The 16,710-nt window shown below is 63.8% G+C and carries 15 protein-coding genes; 12 read left to right on the top strand and 3 right to left on the bottom strand.

All coding sequences use genetic code 11. The features are described from left to right. Nucleotides 1-28 precede the first annotated feature (28 nt). Nucleotides 29-1,171 carry a phosphatase domain-containing protein gene (locus RQH14_RS00550; RefSeq protein WP_311211399.1) on the top strand — a complete coding sequence of 381 codons (1,143 nt, stop codon included), beginning with the start codon at nucleotides 29-31 and terminating at the stop codon, nucleotides 1,169-1,171. Here the strand turns inward: RQH14_RS00550 and RQH14_RS00545 are convergent, their stop codons facing one another. Then, entirely contained in the window at nucleotides 1,172-2,902 is a 1,731-nt protein-coding gene (locus RQH14_RS00545; protein WP_311211398.1) for a PHP domain-containing protein, read from the bottom strand. 221 nt (nucleotides 2,903-3,123) lie between these two features. On the opposite strand from RQH14_RS00545, the gene RQH14_RS00540 reads away from it, so the two are divergent. Beyond that, on the top strand, nucleotides 3,124-4,629 hold the full coding sequence (locus RQH14_RS00540) for a CoA-acylating methylmalonate-semialdehyde dehydrogenase (RefSeq protein ID WP_311211397.1): 1,506 nt from the start codon (nucleotides 3,124-3,126) through the stop codon (nucleotides 4,627-4,629). A gap of 90 nt (nucleotides 4,630-4,719) precedes the next feature. Here the strand turns inward: RQH14_RS00540 and RQH14_RS00535 are convergent, their stop codons facing one another. Beyond that, nucleotides 4,720-6,249 (bottom strand): PucR family transcriptional regulator ligand-binding domain-containing protein, encoded by a 1,530-nt coding sequence (locus RQH14_RS00535; protein ID WP_311211396.1) that lies wholly within the window; start codon nucleotides 6,247-6,249, stop codon nucleotides 4,720-4,722. A gap of 128 nt (nucleotides 6,250-6,377) precedes the next feature. Here RQH14_RS00535 and RQH14_RS00530 point away from each other — a divergent pair, with 128 nt between their 5' ends. Together RQH14_RS00530 and RQH14_RS00525 are read left to right on the top strand one after the other, a co-directional pair. Continuing rightward, on the top strand, nucleotides 6,378-7,706 hold the full coding sequence (locus RQH14_RS00530) for an aspartate aminotransferase family protein (RefSeq protein WP_311211395.1): 1,329 nt from the start codon (nucleotides 6,378-6,380) through the stop codon (nucleotides 7,704-7,706). Between the two features lie 119 nt (nucleotides 7,707-7,825). Then, on the top strand, nucleotides 7,826-8,281 hold the full coding sequence (locus RQH14_RS00525; protein ID WP_311211394.1) for a DUF1801 domain-containing protein: 456 nt from the start codon (nucleotides 7,826-7,828) through the stop codon (nucleotides 8,279-8,281). A 12-nt stretch (nucleotides 8,282-8,293) separates the two neighbouring features. On the opposite strand, the gene RQH14_RS00520 is transcribed toward RQH14_RS00525, so the two are convergent. Next, nucleotides 8,294-9,430, bottom strand: a complete 1,137-nt coding sequence (locus RQH14_RS00520) for an AI-2E family transporter (protein ID WP_311211393.1) — start codon at nucleotides 9,428-9,430, stop codon at nucleotides 8,294-8,296. 377 nt (nucleotides 9,431-9,807) lie between these two features. On the opposite strand from RQH14_RS00520, the gene RQH14_RS00515 reads away from it, so the two are divergent. From RQH14_RS00515 to RQH14_RS00480, 8 genes are all read left to right on the top strand, one after another. After that, entirely contained in the window at nucleotides 9,808-10,854 is a 1,047-nt protein-coding gene (locus tag RQH14_RS00515; protein WP_311211392.1) for a saccharopine dehydrogenase, read from the top strand. Continuing rightward, nucleotides 10,851-11,465, top strand: a complete 615-nt coding sequence (locus tag RQH14_RS00510) for a TetR family transcriptional regulator (protein WP_311211391.1) — start codon at nucleotides 10,851-10,853, stop codon at nucleotides 11,463-11,465. Before RQH14_RS00515 ends, RQH14_RS00510 begins: the two co-directional genes overlap by 4 nt. Then, complete coding sequence (locus RQH14_RS00505; RefSeq protein ID WP_311211390.1) at nucleotides 11,462-12,775, top strand: alpha-L-fucosidase; 1,314 nt, start codon at nucleotides 11,462-11,464, stop codon at nucleotides 12,773-12,775. The genes RQH14_RS00510 and RQH14_RS00505 overlap by 4 nt, the downstream gene beginning before the upstream one ends. Nucleotides 12,776-12,903: 128 nt before the next feature. Continuing rightward, complete coding sequence (locus RQH14_RS00500; RefSeq protein WP_311211389.1) at nucleotides 12,904-13,128, top strand: hypothetical protein; 225 nt, start codon at nucleotides 12,904-12,906, stop codon at nucleotides 13,126-13,128. Nucleotides 13,129-13,157: 29 nt separating this feature from the next. Further along, nucleotides 13,158-14,384, top strand: a complete 1,227-nt coding sequence (locus RQH14_RS00495; protein WP_311211388.1) for an HNH endonuclease — start codon at nucleotides 13,158-13,160, stop codon at nucleotides 14,382-14,384. Nucleotides 14,385-14,688: 304 nt separating this feature from the next. Beyond that, nucleotides 14,689-15,243 (top strand): sigma-70 family RNA polymerase sigma factor, encoded by a 555-nt coding sequence (locus RQH14_RS00490; protein ID WP_311211777.1) that lies wholly within the window; start codon nucleotides 14,689-14,691, stop codon nucleotides 15,241-15,243. Continuing rightward, nucleotides 15,240-16,178 (top strand): hypothetical protein, encoded by a 939-nt coding sequence (locus tag RQH14_RS00485; RefSeq protein WP_311211387.1) that lies wholly within the window; start codon nucleotides 15,240-15,242, stop codon nucleotides 16,176-16,178. The genes RQH14_RS00490 and RQH14_RS00485 overlap by 4 nt, the downstream gene beginning before the upstream one ends. Nucleotides 16,179-16,260: 82 nt before the next feature. After that, entirely contained in the window at nucleotides 16,261-16,686 is a 426-nt protein-coding gene (locus RQH14_RS00480) for a CoA-binding protein (protein ID WP_311211386.1), read from the top strand. The last annotated feature ends 24 nt before the right edge of the window (nucleotides 16,687-16,710 follow it).

Below are 16,710 nucleotides of genomic sequence, written 5' to 3'. Positions count from 1 at the left end.
CTGGAGCAGCTCGTGGAAGACTGGACGCATGTCTCCCCGTCCCATGAAACCGCGCCCCCAGCCCGACGCCGTCGAAAAGGGCGGCCCCCAACAGCCGCGCAACGGCCGCCGCCATCTTGCGCTGAGGCTCGACGACGCGTGGCTCGGTTTCCAGACGAGCCTCGCCATCCGGCGGGGCAGGGTGGAAACCGTCATTCCCTACACTGGCTACGGCAGCACATCCTGGGTCAGAGTGCTGGCACGCGTCGTCCGCAGTGACCCTCGCGATGCCGCCGGCCACGCCAAACCGTTGCAGGAAAGCATGCGGGGCTGGCGCAACTTCACCAGCGCTCCGGTGGCAAATGCTGACGTTAATGTGACTCTCGCGGGCACCGTTTTCACCGTACGGGCCGATCGCGGAGGTGTGGTGGATGCCCGCATCCCGGTGGCCCTCGATGCCGGGTGGCACACCCTCACCCTGCAATCCGGTGAGTCCCGGGAGGTGGAGGCTCCTGTTGAGATCGTTGCCGACAACGCCGACTTTGGTGTGGTCTCTGACATTGACGACACCGTGATGGTCACGGCCCTGCCCCGGCCGTTCCTGGCTGCCTGGAACACCTTTGTCCTCAACGAACATGCGAGGACCCCCACTCCCGGGATGGCTGTGCTCTATGAACGCATTGCCCGGACCGCCCCCTCGGCCCCCGTGTTGTATCTGTCCACTGGTGCTTGGAATGTTGCCCCCACGCTGTCGCGGTTCCTTTCCCGCAACTTGTACCCTGCCGGTCCCAAGCTGCTGACCGACTGGGGCCCTACCCCTGACCGCTGGTTCCGCAGCGGTCAGGAGCATAAGAGGAACTCCCTGGAGCGACTCGCGGAAGAGTTCCCGCACATCAAATGGTTGCTGGTGGGCGACGACGGACAACATGACGAAGCCATCTACTCCGAGTTTGCCCAGCGGCATCCTGAAAACGTCAAGGCGATCGCCATTCGACAACTCTCCGCCGGTGAGGCGGTCCTCGCCGGCGGCCGTTCAAAGACAGGCGGCCAGCCCACCCCAGGGGTGCCGTGGATCTACGCGCCCGATGGGGCCGGGATGTCGGCCCAGCTCGAAGAGCTGGGCATTATCCGGAGTGAGGTCCGTTCCGCCGATGACCCCGAGGAAGGCGACGTTCAAACGGACGCCGGCTGACTACGCGACGTCGATGAACACCGGGTTCGCGTAGAACCAGGTGTCTGTCCACGGATCAGCGTCGCCGAGGTTGTTTCCGTGGCGGATAGGCCCGGCGGGGTCTACTGATGCGCCGTAGTATCCTGCGCCGTGCCGGTTTCCATCACTTCCTCGGAGGCGGAAGTAGCAGGACTTTTGGACGTCCTTGATGACGTGCTTGATGGTGAACGTTCCGGTGCGGCCGGACACATCCATTTGCTTCCAGACAGTGGTTCCCTGAGCCCTCAAGGTGTCCCGATCGGCCGCTGCGCCCGTAACGGCGCCGCCGATCACATCCACATGGGCGAGTTTCGGAAGGATCCCCGCAAAGTTGCGGTAGTCCGTCGTCGTGATGGTGATGGAAATTTCGACGTCGGCGCCTCGCCGTACCTGCAGCCGGGAACCGAGGGTGACGCCGTTGCGTCCGTTGCTGTTACCGGCACTGTTTCCCCGGACTTCGCGAATGCGGACATCCAGTCCTTGCAGCAGGTGTCCGTGGTCCACCCACATCCGGCCCCTGCGCATGGCGTCCAAAACGCCTGTGTAGGAGCGCTTGGTGACACCGGTGTGGAGGCGGCTGAACTGCCCGGGACAATAATCGCTGCCGCCCTGTTTTTCGCCGGAATCGAACGGGTCAGGCCGTTTGCCGGTGACAGACCAGCGGTCGAACTCGTTGGTCAGGCTGAGGTAGGGCTCCTCTGCCGGGTAGGGGCCGGTCTTCCATGTGTCCTTCACGGTGAGGTGGTTGTCGGAGTTGGACGTGATCCAGAACGGCAGGCCCTCGGCGAGCATGGAATCCCAGACGCCGCCCACGGTTGCCGTGGCCCAGTCGAAGCCACCGTAGGGACGGAAGGCGTCGGCCGGGTATCCGGGGAAGCTGAATTGGGTGGGGTTGTTGGTGTACTCGCCGCGCTGGTCTCCGGCCCTGGAGAACTGGCTGACTCCCGAGCCTTGGGCTCCCGGTGCGCCCTCCATGCCGATCATGACGTCGCGGGCAGCGTCGCGCCAGGCCCGGAGCTCATGCGGGGAATCGATGCCCAGCCGCATGGGGTGGTTGGCCAAAGCCACCACGTCCTCGATATATCCGGAACGCTTCTGGTTGGCCAGCCACGCAATGGCTTCAACAGCTTTCCGTTCGAAGGTTTCCACCTGGGCAGTCCCGGGGGTTGGCTTTTCCCACTGGTTCAGCTTGCCGTCCCACACCAACTCGAAGGTGCGCAGAAGGTTCACCTCGTTGGGTCCGGGGGCCACCAGCACGGACGCGTGTTCGGCGCCGGGGATGTACCACTCCAACCCTTGGAAAATCAGGAGATCCGGACGGGCAGCACGCTGCGCCTGGATTTCCTTGTTGGTGTTCACGGCGCCGCCGTTGTTGGCGTGGCCGAAGTTGCTGTGTTCCGTCAACGCCACCCAGTCCACGCCATAGGACTGGGCGGTGTCGAGTTGCTGCTTGACCATGTACTTGGCGTCGTGGCTGTACTGGGTGTGGACGTGGTGGTCGCCGACAAGCCACGTTAGTTGGGGATCGTTCCCGCCCGGGTTCGCCATCGCGGGCCGGGCCATGACAGCCGTGGCAGCGGTGGCGACGGTGCCTGCGGCCACAATGCCGGCCGACTGCAGGATGCGCCGGCGGCTCAACCCCATGGCTTTCAGCTCAGCGTCGGCGAGCTCCACACTTCGGCTGTGGGCGGTCTGATCATCTGCGGTGCACATTGCATTTCCCTCTGTTCGATTTCCCATCCCCCAAGCGGGATCACAGTAGGGAAGGAGGATGGCAGGGAGGTTAACCGGGAAAGAACTCAAGGTGTGTCATCGACATATGTCCAACAGGTCATGGCTTCTTGGGTGAATGTACCGAGCTGGAAGGTCGATTCCGAACCTACGGTGGATCCAGATGCTTCGCACATCGATCCGCCGTCAGAAAAGAGAATGCAGTGACTGAAATCAACCAGCTCCCCGTGGTTCCGCACTGGATCGAAGGCGCTGAGGCGCCGTCGGCCGGGGACCGCACGGCCCCCGTCTTCGATCCCGCCCTGGGCAGGGAAACCAAGCTGGTCAACCTTGGCAACGCCGAGGACATCGAGACGGCCATCTCCTCGGCGCACAAGGCGTTCCCGGCGTGGCGCGACATGTCCATCACCAAACGCCAGCAGATCATTTTCCGTTTCCGGGAGCTGCTGAATGAGCGCAAGGGCGAACTCGCGGAGATCATCACCTCCGAGCACGGCAAGGTAGTCTCCGATGCCCTCGGGGAAATCACCCGCGGCCAGGAAGTCGTGGAACTGGCCACCGGCTTCCCGCACCTCATCAAGGGCGAGCATTCAGAAAATGTCTCCACCGGCGTCGACGTTTACTCCACCAAGGCGCCGCTGGGCGTAGTGGGCATCATCAGCCCGTTCAACTTCCCCGCCATGGTGCCGTTGTGGTTCCTGCCGATCGCCATCGCGGCCGGCAACACCGTGGTGTTGAAGCCCAGTGAAAAGGACCCGACGGCGGCCAACTGGCTCGCTGCCCTCTTCACCGAGGCCGGCCTCCCGGACGGCGTCTTCAACGTCCTGCATGGCGACAAGGAAGCAGTGGACGGGCTCCTGGAGCACCCGGACGTCAAAGCGATTTCCTTTGTCGGTTCCACGCCGATCGCGCAGTACATTTACGAGACCGCGGCCCGTAAGGGCAAGCGGGTCCAGGCGCTCGGCGGGGCGAAGAACCACATGCTGGTCCTGCCCGACGCCGACCTCGAATTGACTGCCGACGCTGCCATCAACGCCGGGTTCGGTTCCGCGGGGGAGCGGTGCATGGCGATCAGTGTGGTGGTGGCGGTCGAGCCGGTCGCGGATGCGTTGATTGAGAAAATCACCGCCCGGATGTCCACCCTGAAGATCGGCGATGGCCGCCGCAATTGCGACATGGGCCCGTTGGTCACCCGCCAGCACCGCGACAAAGTGGCCTCGTACATCGACGTTGCCCTTGAGGATGGCGCCAAGGTGGTGGTGGATGGTCGCGGCATGGAGGTCGACGGCGACCCGAACGGCTTCTGGCTCGGCCCGACGCTGATCGACGACGTCCCGGTCACCTCCCGCGTGTACACCGAGGAAATCTTCGGCCCGGTACTGGCAGTGGTCCGAGTGAAGAGCTACGAAGAGGGCCTGCACCTGATCAACTCCGGCGCCTTCGGCAACGGGACGGCGATTTTCACGAACGACGGCGGTGCGGCCCGCCGCTTCCAGACCGAGGTTGAAGTGGGGATGGTGGGTATCAACGTGCCCATTCCCGTGCCCGTGGCCTATTACTCCTTCGGCGGCTTCAAGGACTCCATCTTCGGCAGCTCCAAGGCTTACGGCTTGCAGGGCTTCCAGTTCTACACCCGCGAAAAAGCCATCACCTCACGTTGGCTCGACCCCAGCCACGGCGGCATCAACCTCGGATTCCCCCAGAACTAGAGGGATGTGATAGAGCGTCGGTGATATAGGGCCGGGAGGTGAGAGAGCGTCGGACGTGACACGCTCTCTCACCTCCCGCTGGCTTTTCGGCTAACGCTCTTCCAGATACTCGACGGCGGCGAACAGTTCCAGCCTGTCGCGCAGGCTGTCGAGGTTGAGTCCCAGGACGGTGCCCGCAGCATCGATCCGGTTCCTGAGGGTGTGCCGGTGGATCCCCAGCTGCCGTGCTGTCCGGTCCCAGACACAGTTGTTCGCCAACCACGCGGAAACTGTTGGCAGCAGCTGGGTCTGTTCGGTTTCGTCGTGCTTGGCCAACGGCTCAATGAGCCGCCGGGCAACGGAGCCGGCCTCATCGCGGTGCAGCAGGCCCAACATCCCGCCCCGTGAGATTTCCTCGAAGGTGACAAGGGGGCGGGCGAGTTCCAGAGCCCTTTGCAGTGATCGCTCTGCCTCCTTCAAGGCCCTGGCCAGGCTGGCTAAGTCCGTTTCCCCTGAAGTACCTGCGGTTGCGCCGTATCTTTCCAGGAGGACTGTGACCTTCTGCTGGAGTGCTGGTCCTGCCAGCACCACAACGTTCTCGTTCCGTTGAGCGTAGAAGACGGCTCCGCGGTGGTCGTCCGACAACAGTTCCAGTGCCTCCAGGAGGTTCTGTCCTTGCCCGGGAGGCTGCGCCATGGTCACCACCACGGGGTCTGCGGGCAGCCTGCCCCAGACCTGGCGTGCCGTGCGCTCGGCAACGTCCGTGCTTCCTGCCAGCAATTGCTCGAAAACGCCTGCACGCAGATGGCGGCGTGCGGTATCGAGGGTGCGCGTTTGCTCCAATGCGAGGCTCGCCAGTGCGATCACACTGTTGATGATGTCGGTGCGGGCAGGGTCCAGGGGTTCGATGGCGCCCAGGACCAGCACACCGCGCAAATGATGCCGGCGGCCCAGCGTTTGCAGGGTGATCTGCTCGCCGTCCACCGTCAATTGCGAGACCGATCGCGAGCCTTGGTCCAAGGATTTCCTGACAGCATCCGTCACCCCGGGCATCAACGACGACGGCACGGGACGGTTGTTGGGCATCAGGATGTGGTTTCCCGCGGCATCGAACATCGCCACCCAGCCATGCAGTTGCCGCTCGAGCTCGGCCAGGATGGAACGCAGTCCGTCGGGACGCAGGGCAGCCCGCGCGATGGCCCGTTGTGCTTGGAGCGACCATTCGGACCTGGCGTTCTGCTCCTTCGCCAGCAAGTCTGCAACGAACCGTATGACAGCGATGAACGGCGTCCTGTCGGGGACCTCCAGCAACGGCAACGCATGGGTCCGGCACGCCTCAACGAGCCCCGGCGGCAGTACGCCGTGAATCACTTGGGTGGCGAAACCGAGGCCGCTGATCCCATGCTTGACCAACCGCGCCACATAGTCGCTATAGAGCTCGCCGGGGCCATCGCCCACGGGAAACTGCGTACCATCCGTCAGCAGCAACTGCCCCGGATCGAGGAACGGAGTGGGGTCGTCAAGGTCGGAACTATGGACCCAGGACACGGATGTTTCCACCGCAGGGTCACCTGCCTCCGGCGTCACCAGCCTTAAGTTGAGCGAGCTGTTGCGAAGGATGGTGTTGATGGTCAGCGGCATACTCAGGCTCTCCTTGGAAAAACGTAGTTCCACACCCTGCCAACTATACAAATGTCCTGAGGTGTATCCCTGTTCAGAAGACCAAGATGAAGGGGAAGCCCCACCCGCCCTTTCGAGAGGACCTTCCAATGTCGCCAACCCGGACCGCCCTGGCTGTTCCCACCACCAACGAGGAGGTCGCCGCGCTGGACACCGCCAACGTCTTCCACTCCTGGTCAGCCCAGAAAACGCTGAACCCCCTCGCCATCGCCGGCGGCTCCGGCAGTACTGTCTGGGACCACGAGGGCAGGACGTACCTGGACTTCTCCAGCCAGCTTGTCAACACGAACATAGGCCACCAGCACCCGCGCCTCATCGAAGCCATCAAGCAGCAACTGGACACGCTCACCACCGTTGCTCCCGCGCACGCCAACCACACCCGCGCCTTGGCGGCCCGGAAGGTCCTGGCCCACTCGCCGTCGAACATGGAGAAGGTGTTCTTCACCAACGGCGGCGCCGATGCCAATGAGAATGCCATCCGCATGGCCCGCTTGCACACCGGGCGGGACAAGGTCATCTCCCGCTACCGCTCCTACCACGGCAACACCGGCGCAGCCATCGTGGCTACCGGAGACTGGCGCCGCATCCCCAACGAATACTCCCGCGGGCACGTCCACGTCTTCGGGCCCTACCTTTACCGCTCCGAGTTCTGGGCCGAAACCCCGGAACAGGAGGCGGAGCGCGCCTTGCAGCACCTGCGCCGGACCATCGAAATGGAAGGGCCGCAATCCGTTGCAGCGGTGCTCCTCGAAACGGTTCCCGGGACGGCCGGCATTCTGCTCCCGCCGCCCGGCTACCTCGAGGGCGTCCGTGCACTCTGCGATCAGCATGGAATCGTCCTGATCCTGGACGAGGTCATGGCCGGTTTCGGACGCACGGGTGACTGGTTCGCCCTGGACGCCTTCAATGTCAGGCCCGATCTCATCACCTTCGCCAAGGGCGTCAACTCGGGCTACGTCCCGGTAGGCGGTGTCATCATCTCCAAAGAAATCTCGGCCACCTTCGACGACCGTGTCTTCCCCGGCGGCCTCACCTACTCGGGGCACCCACTGGCCGCGGCCTCGATTGTTGCCTCGATCGAGGCCTTTGAAGAAGAAGACATCATAGGGAACGCCACCCGGATCGGCCGCGACCACCTCGAGCCCGGCCTGGCATCTTTGGCCGCCCGCCATGACGTCATCGGTGAAGTCCGGGGACGCGGTGTGTTCTGGGCCCTCGAGCTCGTGGAGGACCGCCAGACACGGACGCCGGTCAGTGCAGCGTTCATGGCGAGGCTCAAAGCGGAACTGCTCAACCGCGGACTGTTGCCCTTCATCGCCGACAACCGCGTGCACGTGGTGCCTCCCGCCGTCGTAAACCCCGAAGAAGTACGCCAAGCATTGGCGATTTACGACGACGCCCTGACCGCCGTCAGCTGACGGCTTCCCTTCGACTCGCCGCAGCCTCAACTGAGCAGTTTCGGAGAAGCTTCCGGCCCGCCGGCGCCGTAGCTTTGGGTTAAGAGCACCATCACGCAGCAGAGACGAAGGAACCCACCATGGCTGAGACCGGAACAACTGACAAGACCAAGTCCTACGACGGCTTCACGGAGGAAGAGCGCGCGGCGATGAAGGAGCGTGCGCAGGAACTGAAGAAGGCTCCGCGCAAGAAGGCAAGCAAAGCTGACGGTGAAGCTGACGTCCTGGCCAAAATCGCTGAGATGCCCGAAGGGGACAGGGCCATAGCTGAAGCCCTGCATGCGATCGTCAAGGAGCACGCGCCCGAACTCACGTCCAAGACCTGGTACGGGATGCCGGCCTACGCCAAGGACGGAAAGAACATCGTCTTCTTCCAAAGCTCCCACAAGTTCAAGGCCCGGTACGCCACACTCGGGTTCGAAGAAAACGCCAAGCTCGACGACGGCGACATGTGGCCCACGTCGTTTGCCCTGAAGGAAATCACGCCGGAGGTCGAGGCAAAGATCGTGGAGCTGATCAAGAGGGCGCTGGCATAATCGCTTGCGACCTTAGGCCGGCTGGCTGTTGGCCGGCGGCAGATCCGGATTCATGGGTTCCAGGTCCGGATCTTCTGCCGTCCATACCTGGACGATGGCCCAGGCAACCGCCGCAATGGGAACCGACAACACGGCGCCGATGATTCCGGCGAGGATGGTGCCTGCTGTCAGCGCCATCAGGATGACCAGTGCGTGCAGTTCCAAGGACTTGCCCATGACCACCGGTTGAAGGAGGTCACCTTCCAGTTGATTGACGGCGATCACTGCGATCACGACGATCAGCGCCACGATCGGGCCGTTGGCGACGAGCGCGACCAAAGCTGCCAGGATCCCGGCGACCGTCGCCCCCACCAAGGGGATGAAAGCTCCAATGAAAACGATGATTGCCAGGGGGATGGCCAGCGGGACTTGGAGGATGAGCAGGACCGTGCCGATCGCTACCGTGTCCACCAACGCGACAATCGCTGTGCCTCGAACGTAGCCGCCCAGGACCTCCATGGTGCGCTTCCCAACCCGGCGAAGCTTGGCTTCCCTCAGGCCTGTGAAGGGTCGCAGGAAGAACTCCCAGATCTTGGCGCCGTCCTTGAGGAAGAAGAACAGGATCACTACCACCAGGCTGGCGCCGGCAAGGAACTCGGTCACCACCGATAACCCAGTAACCGCCCCGGAACGCACCTGACTGCTCTGGGCAAACTCCACGGCCCCTTCACGGGCCTGGTTCAACTGCTCCCGGTCGATCGGAAACGGCCCGGTCAGCAGGAAGTTCTCCAACTCATCAAGGCCGGCTGCGGCCTGGCCGATCAGTTCGTCCCACTGGCTGCGCACCGACAGGACGATCACCGTGATGACTCCGCCGAGCACCATCAAGAGGCCAAGGAATGCGACGCCAGTGGCCAGGCCGCCTCGCCAGCCGCGCCGTCGAAGCATGTTGACGAACGGCCCTATGGCCGCCGCAAGGATCAGGGCTATGAGCACCGGGATGACCAGCAGGCGGATTTGGAGCAGCCCGAAGATCGCCACCACCGTCAGGGTCAGAATGAGCAGGACCTGCGCTGCCCGCACGGAGGCTCGGCCCAAGGAGTCTTTCCAGGGGTTGGGCCTACGTTGCTTGCGGACGGAAACGGGCGCTGTTTCCTCGTGTGCCGTCATGGGGGCTCCTGTTCGTTCGCGTCGGTCAACCGACCTGATCAAACATAAGCCTACTGACTATTGATCCTTCCTAGTGGGTCGGATCAGGGTGTGGTGGTACTGGACCTGGGTCAGGAACCGGTGAGGGCCCGGGGGCGGGGTTTGGATCCGGAATGGGGCTGGGTGGAAACGGTGTGGTGGGATCCGGGGGCGGCACCGGCCCCGGGTCCGGGGGGAATGGCTCGGGCTCGTGAGTGGGAGGAAGGGTCATGATCTCTCCTTTTGCTTACTCAGGTGTAGTGCTCCGGGCAGATGCTTGCAGCCTACTCCGGGTTGCGTGGCAGCTACAGGGTTCCCGAGTTTGCAACTTTCTAGGTCATTTGACCTAGGATGAGATCATGAATGACCTCCTTGAATTTGATTCCACTGGTCCCGTGCTGATCGTCGGCGGCTACGGCACCGTCGGTACGGCACTCACGGGACTCGCCGGTACGCAATGGCCGCTGCTTCTCACGGGCAGGAACCCGGACCGTGGCAGCCACCTGGCAAACGGAAACGTGACTTTCCAAAGGTGGGACCTCAGCCGGCCGGAACCCTTCCACGCCAAGGTCAGGGCGGTGATCAGCACCGTCAACGACCCCGACGACAGGGTTCTCCGCGCTGCCGTCAGCGCCGGGATCCCGTACGTCGACGTCACCCGCTGGACCAGTCGCGTCACCAGGGCAGCTACTCTGGCAACCCTCCTTCGGCCAACTGCTCCTGTATTGCTGAGCTCGGGCTGGATGGGCGGCGTGATCAACATCGTTGCAGCAGCTTTGGCCCAGGACGCGGGCGGCGGTGACCAGATTGACGTCGCCATCCGGTACGACATCAACGACCGCGCCGGGGTTGACTCAGTGGACTTCATGGACCGGCTGGGACTGGACTTTGAAGTACGCAAAGGCGGTAAGGCCGCCGTCGTGCGTCCCTTAAGCGACACGCGCTGGGTGGACATTGCCGGGCACCGCACCAAGGTGGCACGGCTCGACACGCCTGAACAGTTCACTTTGCCGCTCACCCTTGGCGCCGGATCCGTGGCAACCCGGATCGGGTTCAGCTCCAATACGTCCACGACGGCGTTGCTCGCCGCACGTGCGGTGGGACTGTTCCGCTGGGGTAGCGGGGAACGGTGGTCACCGCTGCGGCGCTCCCTGTTGTACTCGCCCGGTGCGGGCGGCACGGCTCACATCCGTGTTGACGTGAAAGGTCCGGCCGGAACACGAACGGCCGTCATTTCGGACCCACAAGGTCAAGCCCACCTGACGGCGTTGGGCGGATTGCTGGGGCTGCGCGCAGTTCTCGCGGAGGGCGCGCGGCCCGGTGTTTCCTTCCCCGAATCCACCCTGGATTCCGCGTCCCAACTCACGGAACTCGAATCGCACGGTGTGACAATATTGAGGTCATGACTGAAAGCAAGGGCGCCCTGAGGAAGGCTGCGCTCCTTGACGCTGCTGAAGAAGTGCTGGTCACCAAGGGCAACGCGAACGCTGCAATGCGGGACTTTGCAGCTGCCGCAGGGGTGCGGATTGGACACCTGCAGCACTACTTTCCAGCCCGTTCAGACCTCATTCGCGCTGTCCTTGAGCGAGCCCTGGAGCGCTCGCTGCGGCGGCTTGAGGAGACAGCCGGGTTCGACCTCGGTTCAGACGCGTCAGGTTCGTTGTCCCGGGACGATTCCTACCGTCTGCTCACCGCGCTGCTTCACGAGCACTCGGAGTTGGCGGATGTGAGGATGCACGTGGAGATCTGGGCGCTGGCCGCCTCGGATGATCAGGCCGCCGGTGCTCTGCGGTCCTTTTACGCCCAGTACACCGCGCACGTACAAGGTGTGGTCCGGCGGGGCAGGCCGGAACTGTCGGAGCCGTCCCTGAGGGGAGTGGCAAGCGCGATCGTCAGCCTCTTTGAGGGGGCGGCTGTGACACGATCCGACATCGCGGGGCTACGCACCGAGCACGGCGATCAAGCAATCATCCGCACCGCACAGTGGTTGATCCACGAACAGGAAGCCGCCAAATGACCCATCTGACGCCCACACCCGCGCAGTTCCGCTGGCAGCAACTCGAATTCGGCGCCTTCATCCATTTCGGCATCAATACCTTTGCCGGCAAGGAGTGGAGCGACGGCACCATTCCGCCGTCGACTTTTAACCCGACAGAACTCGACGCCGTCAGCTGGGCCCGGGCGGCCAAGGAGGCGGGCGCGAGGTATTTGGTCCTCACTGCCAAGCACCACGACGGATTCTGCCTCTGGCCCACGGCAACAACTGACTACTCCGTCGCGTCCTCGCCGTGGCGCGGTGGTTCAGGCGATGTTGTTCGCGACGTTGCCGAGGCCTGCGAAGAGCAGGGCGTAGGGCTGGGGCTCTACCTGTCACCTTGGGATCGGAACGCCGACTGTTACAGCGATCCCGCAGCCTACGACGACTTCTACGTCCAGCAGCTCACGGAACTCTGCACCGGTTATGGCCAGGTCATGGAATTGTGGTTCGACGGTGCCGGGTCTGTGGGCCGGGAGTATGACTGGGAACGGATCATCGCTGTTGTTAAGGAGCACCAGCCTGACGCCATGATCTTCAACATGGGCCAGCCCACCATCCGCTGGGTAGGCAATGAGAACGGACTGGCGTCGGACCCCGTGAACTACGTGGTGGATCGCACGTCCGACACCCAATACACGGATTCCAGCTCCGGGCTGGAGGCCGAACACTATCTGCCGCCGGAATGCGATGTTTCCCTCCGCCGCGGTTGGTTCTGGCACCCGGACGACGAGCCCAAATCCACCGAACACCTGCTCGCTATTTACTACCAGTCGGTGGGAATGGGTGCGAATCTCCTGCTGAACCTTCCGCCGGACACACGTGGGCTGATTCCGGAGCGGGATGTCGCGAGGCTAAAGGAGTGGAAGGCCGAGCTGGACCGTCGCCTCTCCGGCACGGTTGAGGCCACTGTTGAACATCACGACGGCGGAGCCACCCTGAGTTTCCCGGCTGCGGTGACCTTCAACCACCTGGAGCTCGTGGAGGACCTGAGCTCGGGGCAGCGGATCACTCAGCACGCGGTGTTTGGTGATGGGGTTGTTGCTGATGACGGCGGTGCCGGAGCGGGCCTTGGTGGGGCGGGCCTTGCCGGAGCGGGGCTTGCTGAGGGGAAGACGGTGGGCAACCGACGCGTTCACCAGGTGCCCGTTGTCACCGCGAAAAGGTTGCACGTGAAACTAAGCGGTGAGGATGGCCGCCTTGGCTCCGCGCGCGTCTATACCGGAGCACTGGATGCCGCAGTGCCGATGATTCCCGAAGGATACGAAGCCCCCACGGACGCGCCGGAGTAGCTTCCTGCCAGGGGGCCGTCGCACTCATAGGGACATTCGATCCAAGCTCCAGGGCCGCACGGAAAGGTTTCCCACAGCCCAGAGCGGAGGGTCTAATAATGTCTGTGCCTCCTGCGAGAGTTGGGGGTATGAAGCAGATCCGGGAGAGGCAAGCGAAGACGGCGTTGTCTGCTGTGCCTCGTCCTGCTTTGTCTCAAGGGGTGGATCAGGCTGGGACCATCAGTGGTGATTTGATTGGTCAGTTGCGGGTGTTGGAGGAGATGAAGTCGGCCATCGCCGGGGTGCAGGCGCAGATTGCTGTGGCGTTTGATCTGGCGCAGCGGGCTGAGCAGGCCGAGGCCGGGGTGCCGTAGCGGAGCGTGGCAAGGGTGTCGGTGCGCAGGTGGCGTTGGCACGGCGGGAATCACCCAACCGGGGCTCGAGGTTGTTGGGCCTGGCCAAGGCCCTGGTCACGGAGATGCCGCGCACCCTGGCGGCGTTGAACTCGGGCCAGTTGAACGAGTGGCGGGCGACGCTGCTGGTGAAGGAGACTGCGTGTTTGTCGGTGGAGGACCGGGCCGCGGTGGATGCCGAGCTCGCCGCTGATGCTGGGACTTTCGACGGTTTCGGTGACCGGGCCTTGGTCGCTGCCGTGAAAGCGGCTGCGTACCGTCGTGATCCGCGGTCGGTGGCGCAGCGGGCCAGTCATGCCGCGACGGAGCGGATGGTGAGTCTGCGTCCGGCGCCGGACACCATGACGTATCTGACCGCGCTGCTGCCGGTGGGCCAGGGCGTCGCGGCCTATGCGGCGTTGACCCGTGCTGCTGATGCTGCCCGTGCCAGTGGTGATCCCCGGGGCCGTGGCCAGGTCATGGCCGACACCCTGGCCGAACGCCTCACCGGCACACCCGGCGCGGTAGCCGGGGTTGAACTCCAGCTCGTCATGACGGACCGGACCCTGTTCCAAGGCGATGCCGAACCGGCCCGGCTCCACGGCTACGGCATCGTCCCCGCGCAGTGGGCCAGGACCCTGATCGGGGCGGGAGAGCCCCGAGGACCTGGACAGGGACAGGAACATGGGCAGCGACCAGCAGGACAGTGGCCAGCAGGCCAGCGACCAACAGGACAGCGCCGGTCACCGCAGCGCGCCCCTTCGGCCAACCAGGGAGTCCCGGCAGGCCTAGAGTCCTCGCCGGCTCGGACAACAGCGACGGGCAATGCGCCGGCGCCGGCGAAGGAGCAGGACTTCACGGTCTGGGTCCGGCGGCTCTACACCGCACCCGGGAGCGGGGAACTGATGGCCATGGACTCCAAAGCCCGGCTCTTCCCGCACCGACACCGGCGATTCATCCAAACCCGGGACCATACCTGCCGGACGCCGTACTGCGACGCGCCCATCCGGCACATCGACCACATCGTGCCCTGGCACTTAGGCGGAACCACCACCTTGGACAACGGCGCAGGCCTCTGCGAAGCCTGCAACCACACCAAAGAAAACCCCGGCTGGACCGCAGAAGCCCTGCCCGCAGCAACCATGCCCGCCGACACCCTGAACATCAGCACACCCACCGGACACACCTACCAATCCAAAGCCCCGCCACTACCCGGACACAGCCCATCCAGAACGTGATGCGGGGAAGCCGGAACAGCCCTCAAAAAAAGTTTTCAAAAAACTTTGTACCCCGCGTAACCCTTTGGCGTGCCTCGTCGATTACGTCTGTGAAAGGGCCGAGCTGGAATTTGTCCCCCATCATGTTCCAGCTCGGCTCTTCCTTGTCCGGAGCAGTTTGCCCGATCAGATTTTCCCGGACAAGCGGGTCCTCCCTGGGGATGGCCCGGCAGAGCAGCTACCCTTGGTGAGGTCCTCCGTCGTGCAAAGGCGGGTGACCTGGCCGAAAGCCACGGACCTGCCGCCGATCGAAAGTCCCACCATTGTGACCGACGCATTGACCGACGAAGCGCTTCACGCGCTCAAGGGCAATACCGCGGAACTGTTCAGCGCCGTCTACCAGGCCTACGCGGGCCAGGTCCTCGGATATCTGACAGCCAAAGGCGTGCCCGATCCTGAAGCAAGTACACAGGACGTGTTCCTGGCGGTGTTGCCGCGGCTCGACGAGCTCAGCGGTGGTGTCAATGGACTGCGGACTTTCATCTTCTCGGTGGCCCATGCACGCATGGTGGATGAGCACCGGAAGCAAAACCGGGCGCCGATACAGCACGAGTTCGAGCCCGAACGGGATACGCGCGAATCGAGCTCTGCAGAGGCCGAAGCTTTATCCAGGCTGGCGCCATATGAGGTTGCGGCGCTTCTGGACAACCTGGGCGACGACCAACGGGAGGTCCTGCATCTCCGCATCGTGGCCGGCCTGACGGTTGAACAGGTAGCCGACATCATGGGGAAATCCGCTGGCGCGGTCAAGCAATTACAGCGCCGGGCCCTCATTACGCTCCGTGAGCATTCGGCAGTAAAGGAATATGTGTCGCCATGACATACAGGGATACAGAACGCGAAGCGATCGTGGACGAGCTCCTGCTCGACGCCGATCTCGCCGACGCTTCAGACCTCCACCAAGCGCTGGTGTCGCTGGGTACCTTTGCCAACCTTCCGGCTCCCGCTCCCCGCCCGGAGCTCGCTGCCATGATCGCCGGCCCGCACGATGAACTGTCCAAGCGTCGTTGGCGGCACAAGCACCGGACCGCAGTGGTCAGCATCGCGGTAGTGGCTGCAATGGGACTCGGGGTGAGCGGCGTCGCCGCGGCCAGCTCGGGCTTCACCCGCAACCCTCCCTTCATTAACCAACTCATCAGCAATTTCCAGCCGCAGTCACCAGTCGCGGCACCCGAACTGCCGTCGCCCGACGCTCCCCGGGTCACCACGGAACCGGCTCCTGCCGCCGACCCCGCGGCGGTTCCACCTGCCGCGGAACCTTCGTCCATCCCCGTGCCTGCGGCGGCTTCCGCCGATAATGTTGCACAGGCACAGGCACAGGCACAGGCACAGGCACAGGCACAGGCACAGGCACAGGCGCCCGTCCCGGCAGTGCCTGCACCGAAGCCTGCCGACGCGGGCGCTGCCAACTCGGGCGCTGCCAACGCGGGCGCTGCCAACTCGGGCGCTGCCAACTCGGGCGCTGCCGACTCGGGCACCGACGCAAGCGCAGCCCAGCCAAGAACTGCCAAGCCGAACAAGTCACTTGAGAGCGCAGCCCAGGATCCGCAGGGCAAGGCGAACCAACTCAGGCGGCAGGGCGCGGACGCCCTTAGGGGTGAAGCGTCAAAAAACGACACCGGAAAGCCGACAAGGCCCGAGACCAGCAGTAAGCAGGGACCGCTTCTTCCTCCGGTGTCTGAGAAGCGCACCGAAGAACAGTTCCAGGCCGTGATGGACAAGTGGAAGAAATGGCTCAAGCAGGGTCGCCGCTAGGCGCGCAGCAGCCTCAGCGGCGTTGGAAGATGCAGAATATTCGGCCAGGATGCCTGCCGGTGAGCCGGAGTAGGCTTGGGGAATGATGCATGTCAACGATCCGGCTGTCGTAGAACGCCTGATGCGAACAAAAGGCACTTGGGCAATCGTGGGCCTCAGCAGCAACCAATGGCGTTCCGCGTACGAGGTCTCGCTCTACGTCAGGGACACGATGGGCATGGAAATCATTCCCGTAAATCTCAAGGGCGAGGACGTGCACGGCGAGAAGGGGTATGAGAACCTGGCAGATATTCCGGCAGCCAGGCATCCCATCGACGTTGTTGACTGCTTCGTCAACTCCCAGCGCGTGGGCGCGGTGATCGACCAGGCGATTGCCATCGGCGCCAAGGCCGTGTGGCTCCAGTTGGGCGTATTCGATGACGAAGCTACCCAGCGTGCCAAGGACGCGGGCCTCGAAGTGGTAGTGAACTCCTGCCCGGCGCGCGAAGGCTGGCACTTCGGCTTGTGATTCCGGGCCCGATTCATCTGCTAG

The organism is Arthrobacter sp. WCS2018Hpa-7, from assembly GCF_031843805.1.
Taxonomy (GTDB): Bacteria; Actinomycetota; Actinomycetes; order Actinomycetales; family Micrococcaceae; genus Arthrobacter.
Note: the sequence above shows the minus strand (reverse complement) of the source record. Positions and strands in the feature narration are given on the sequence as shown.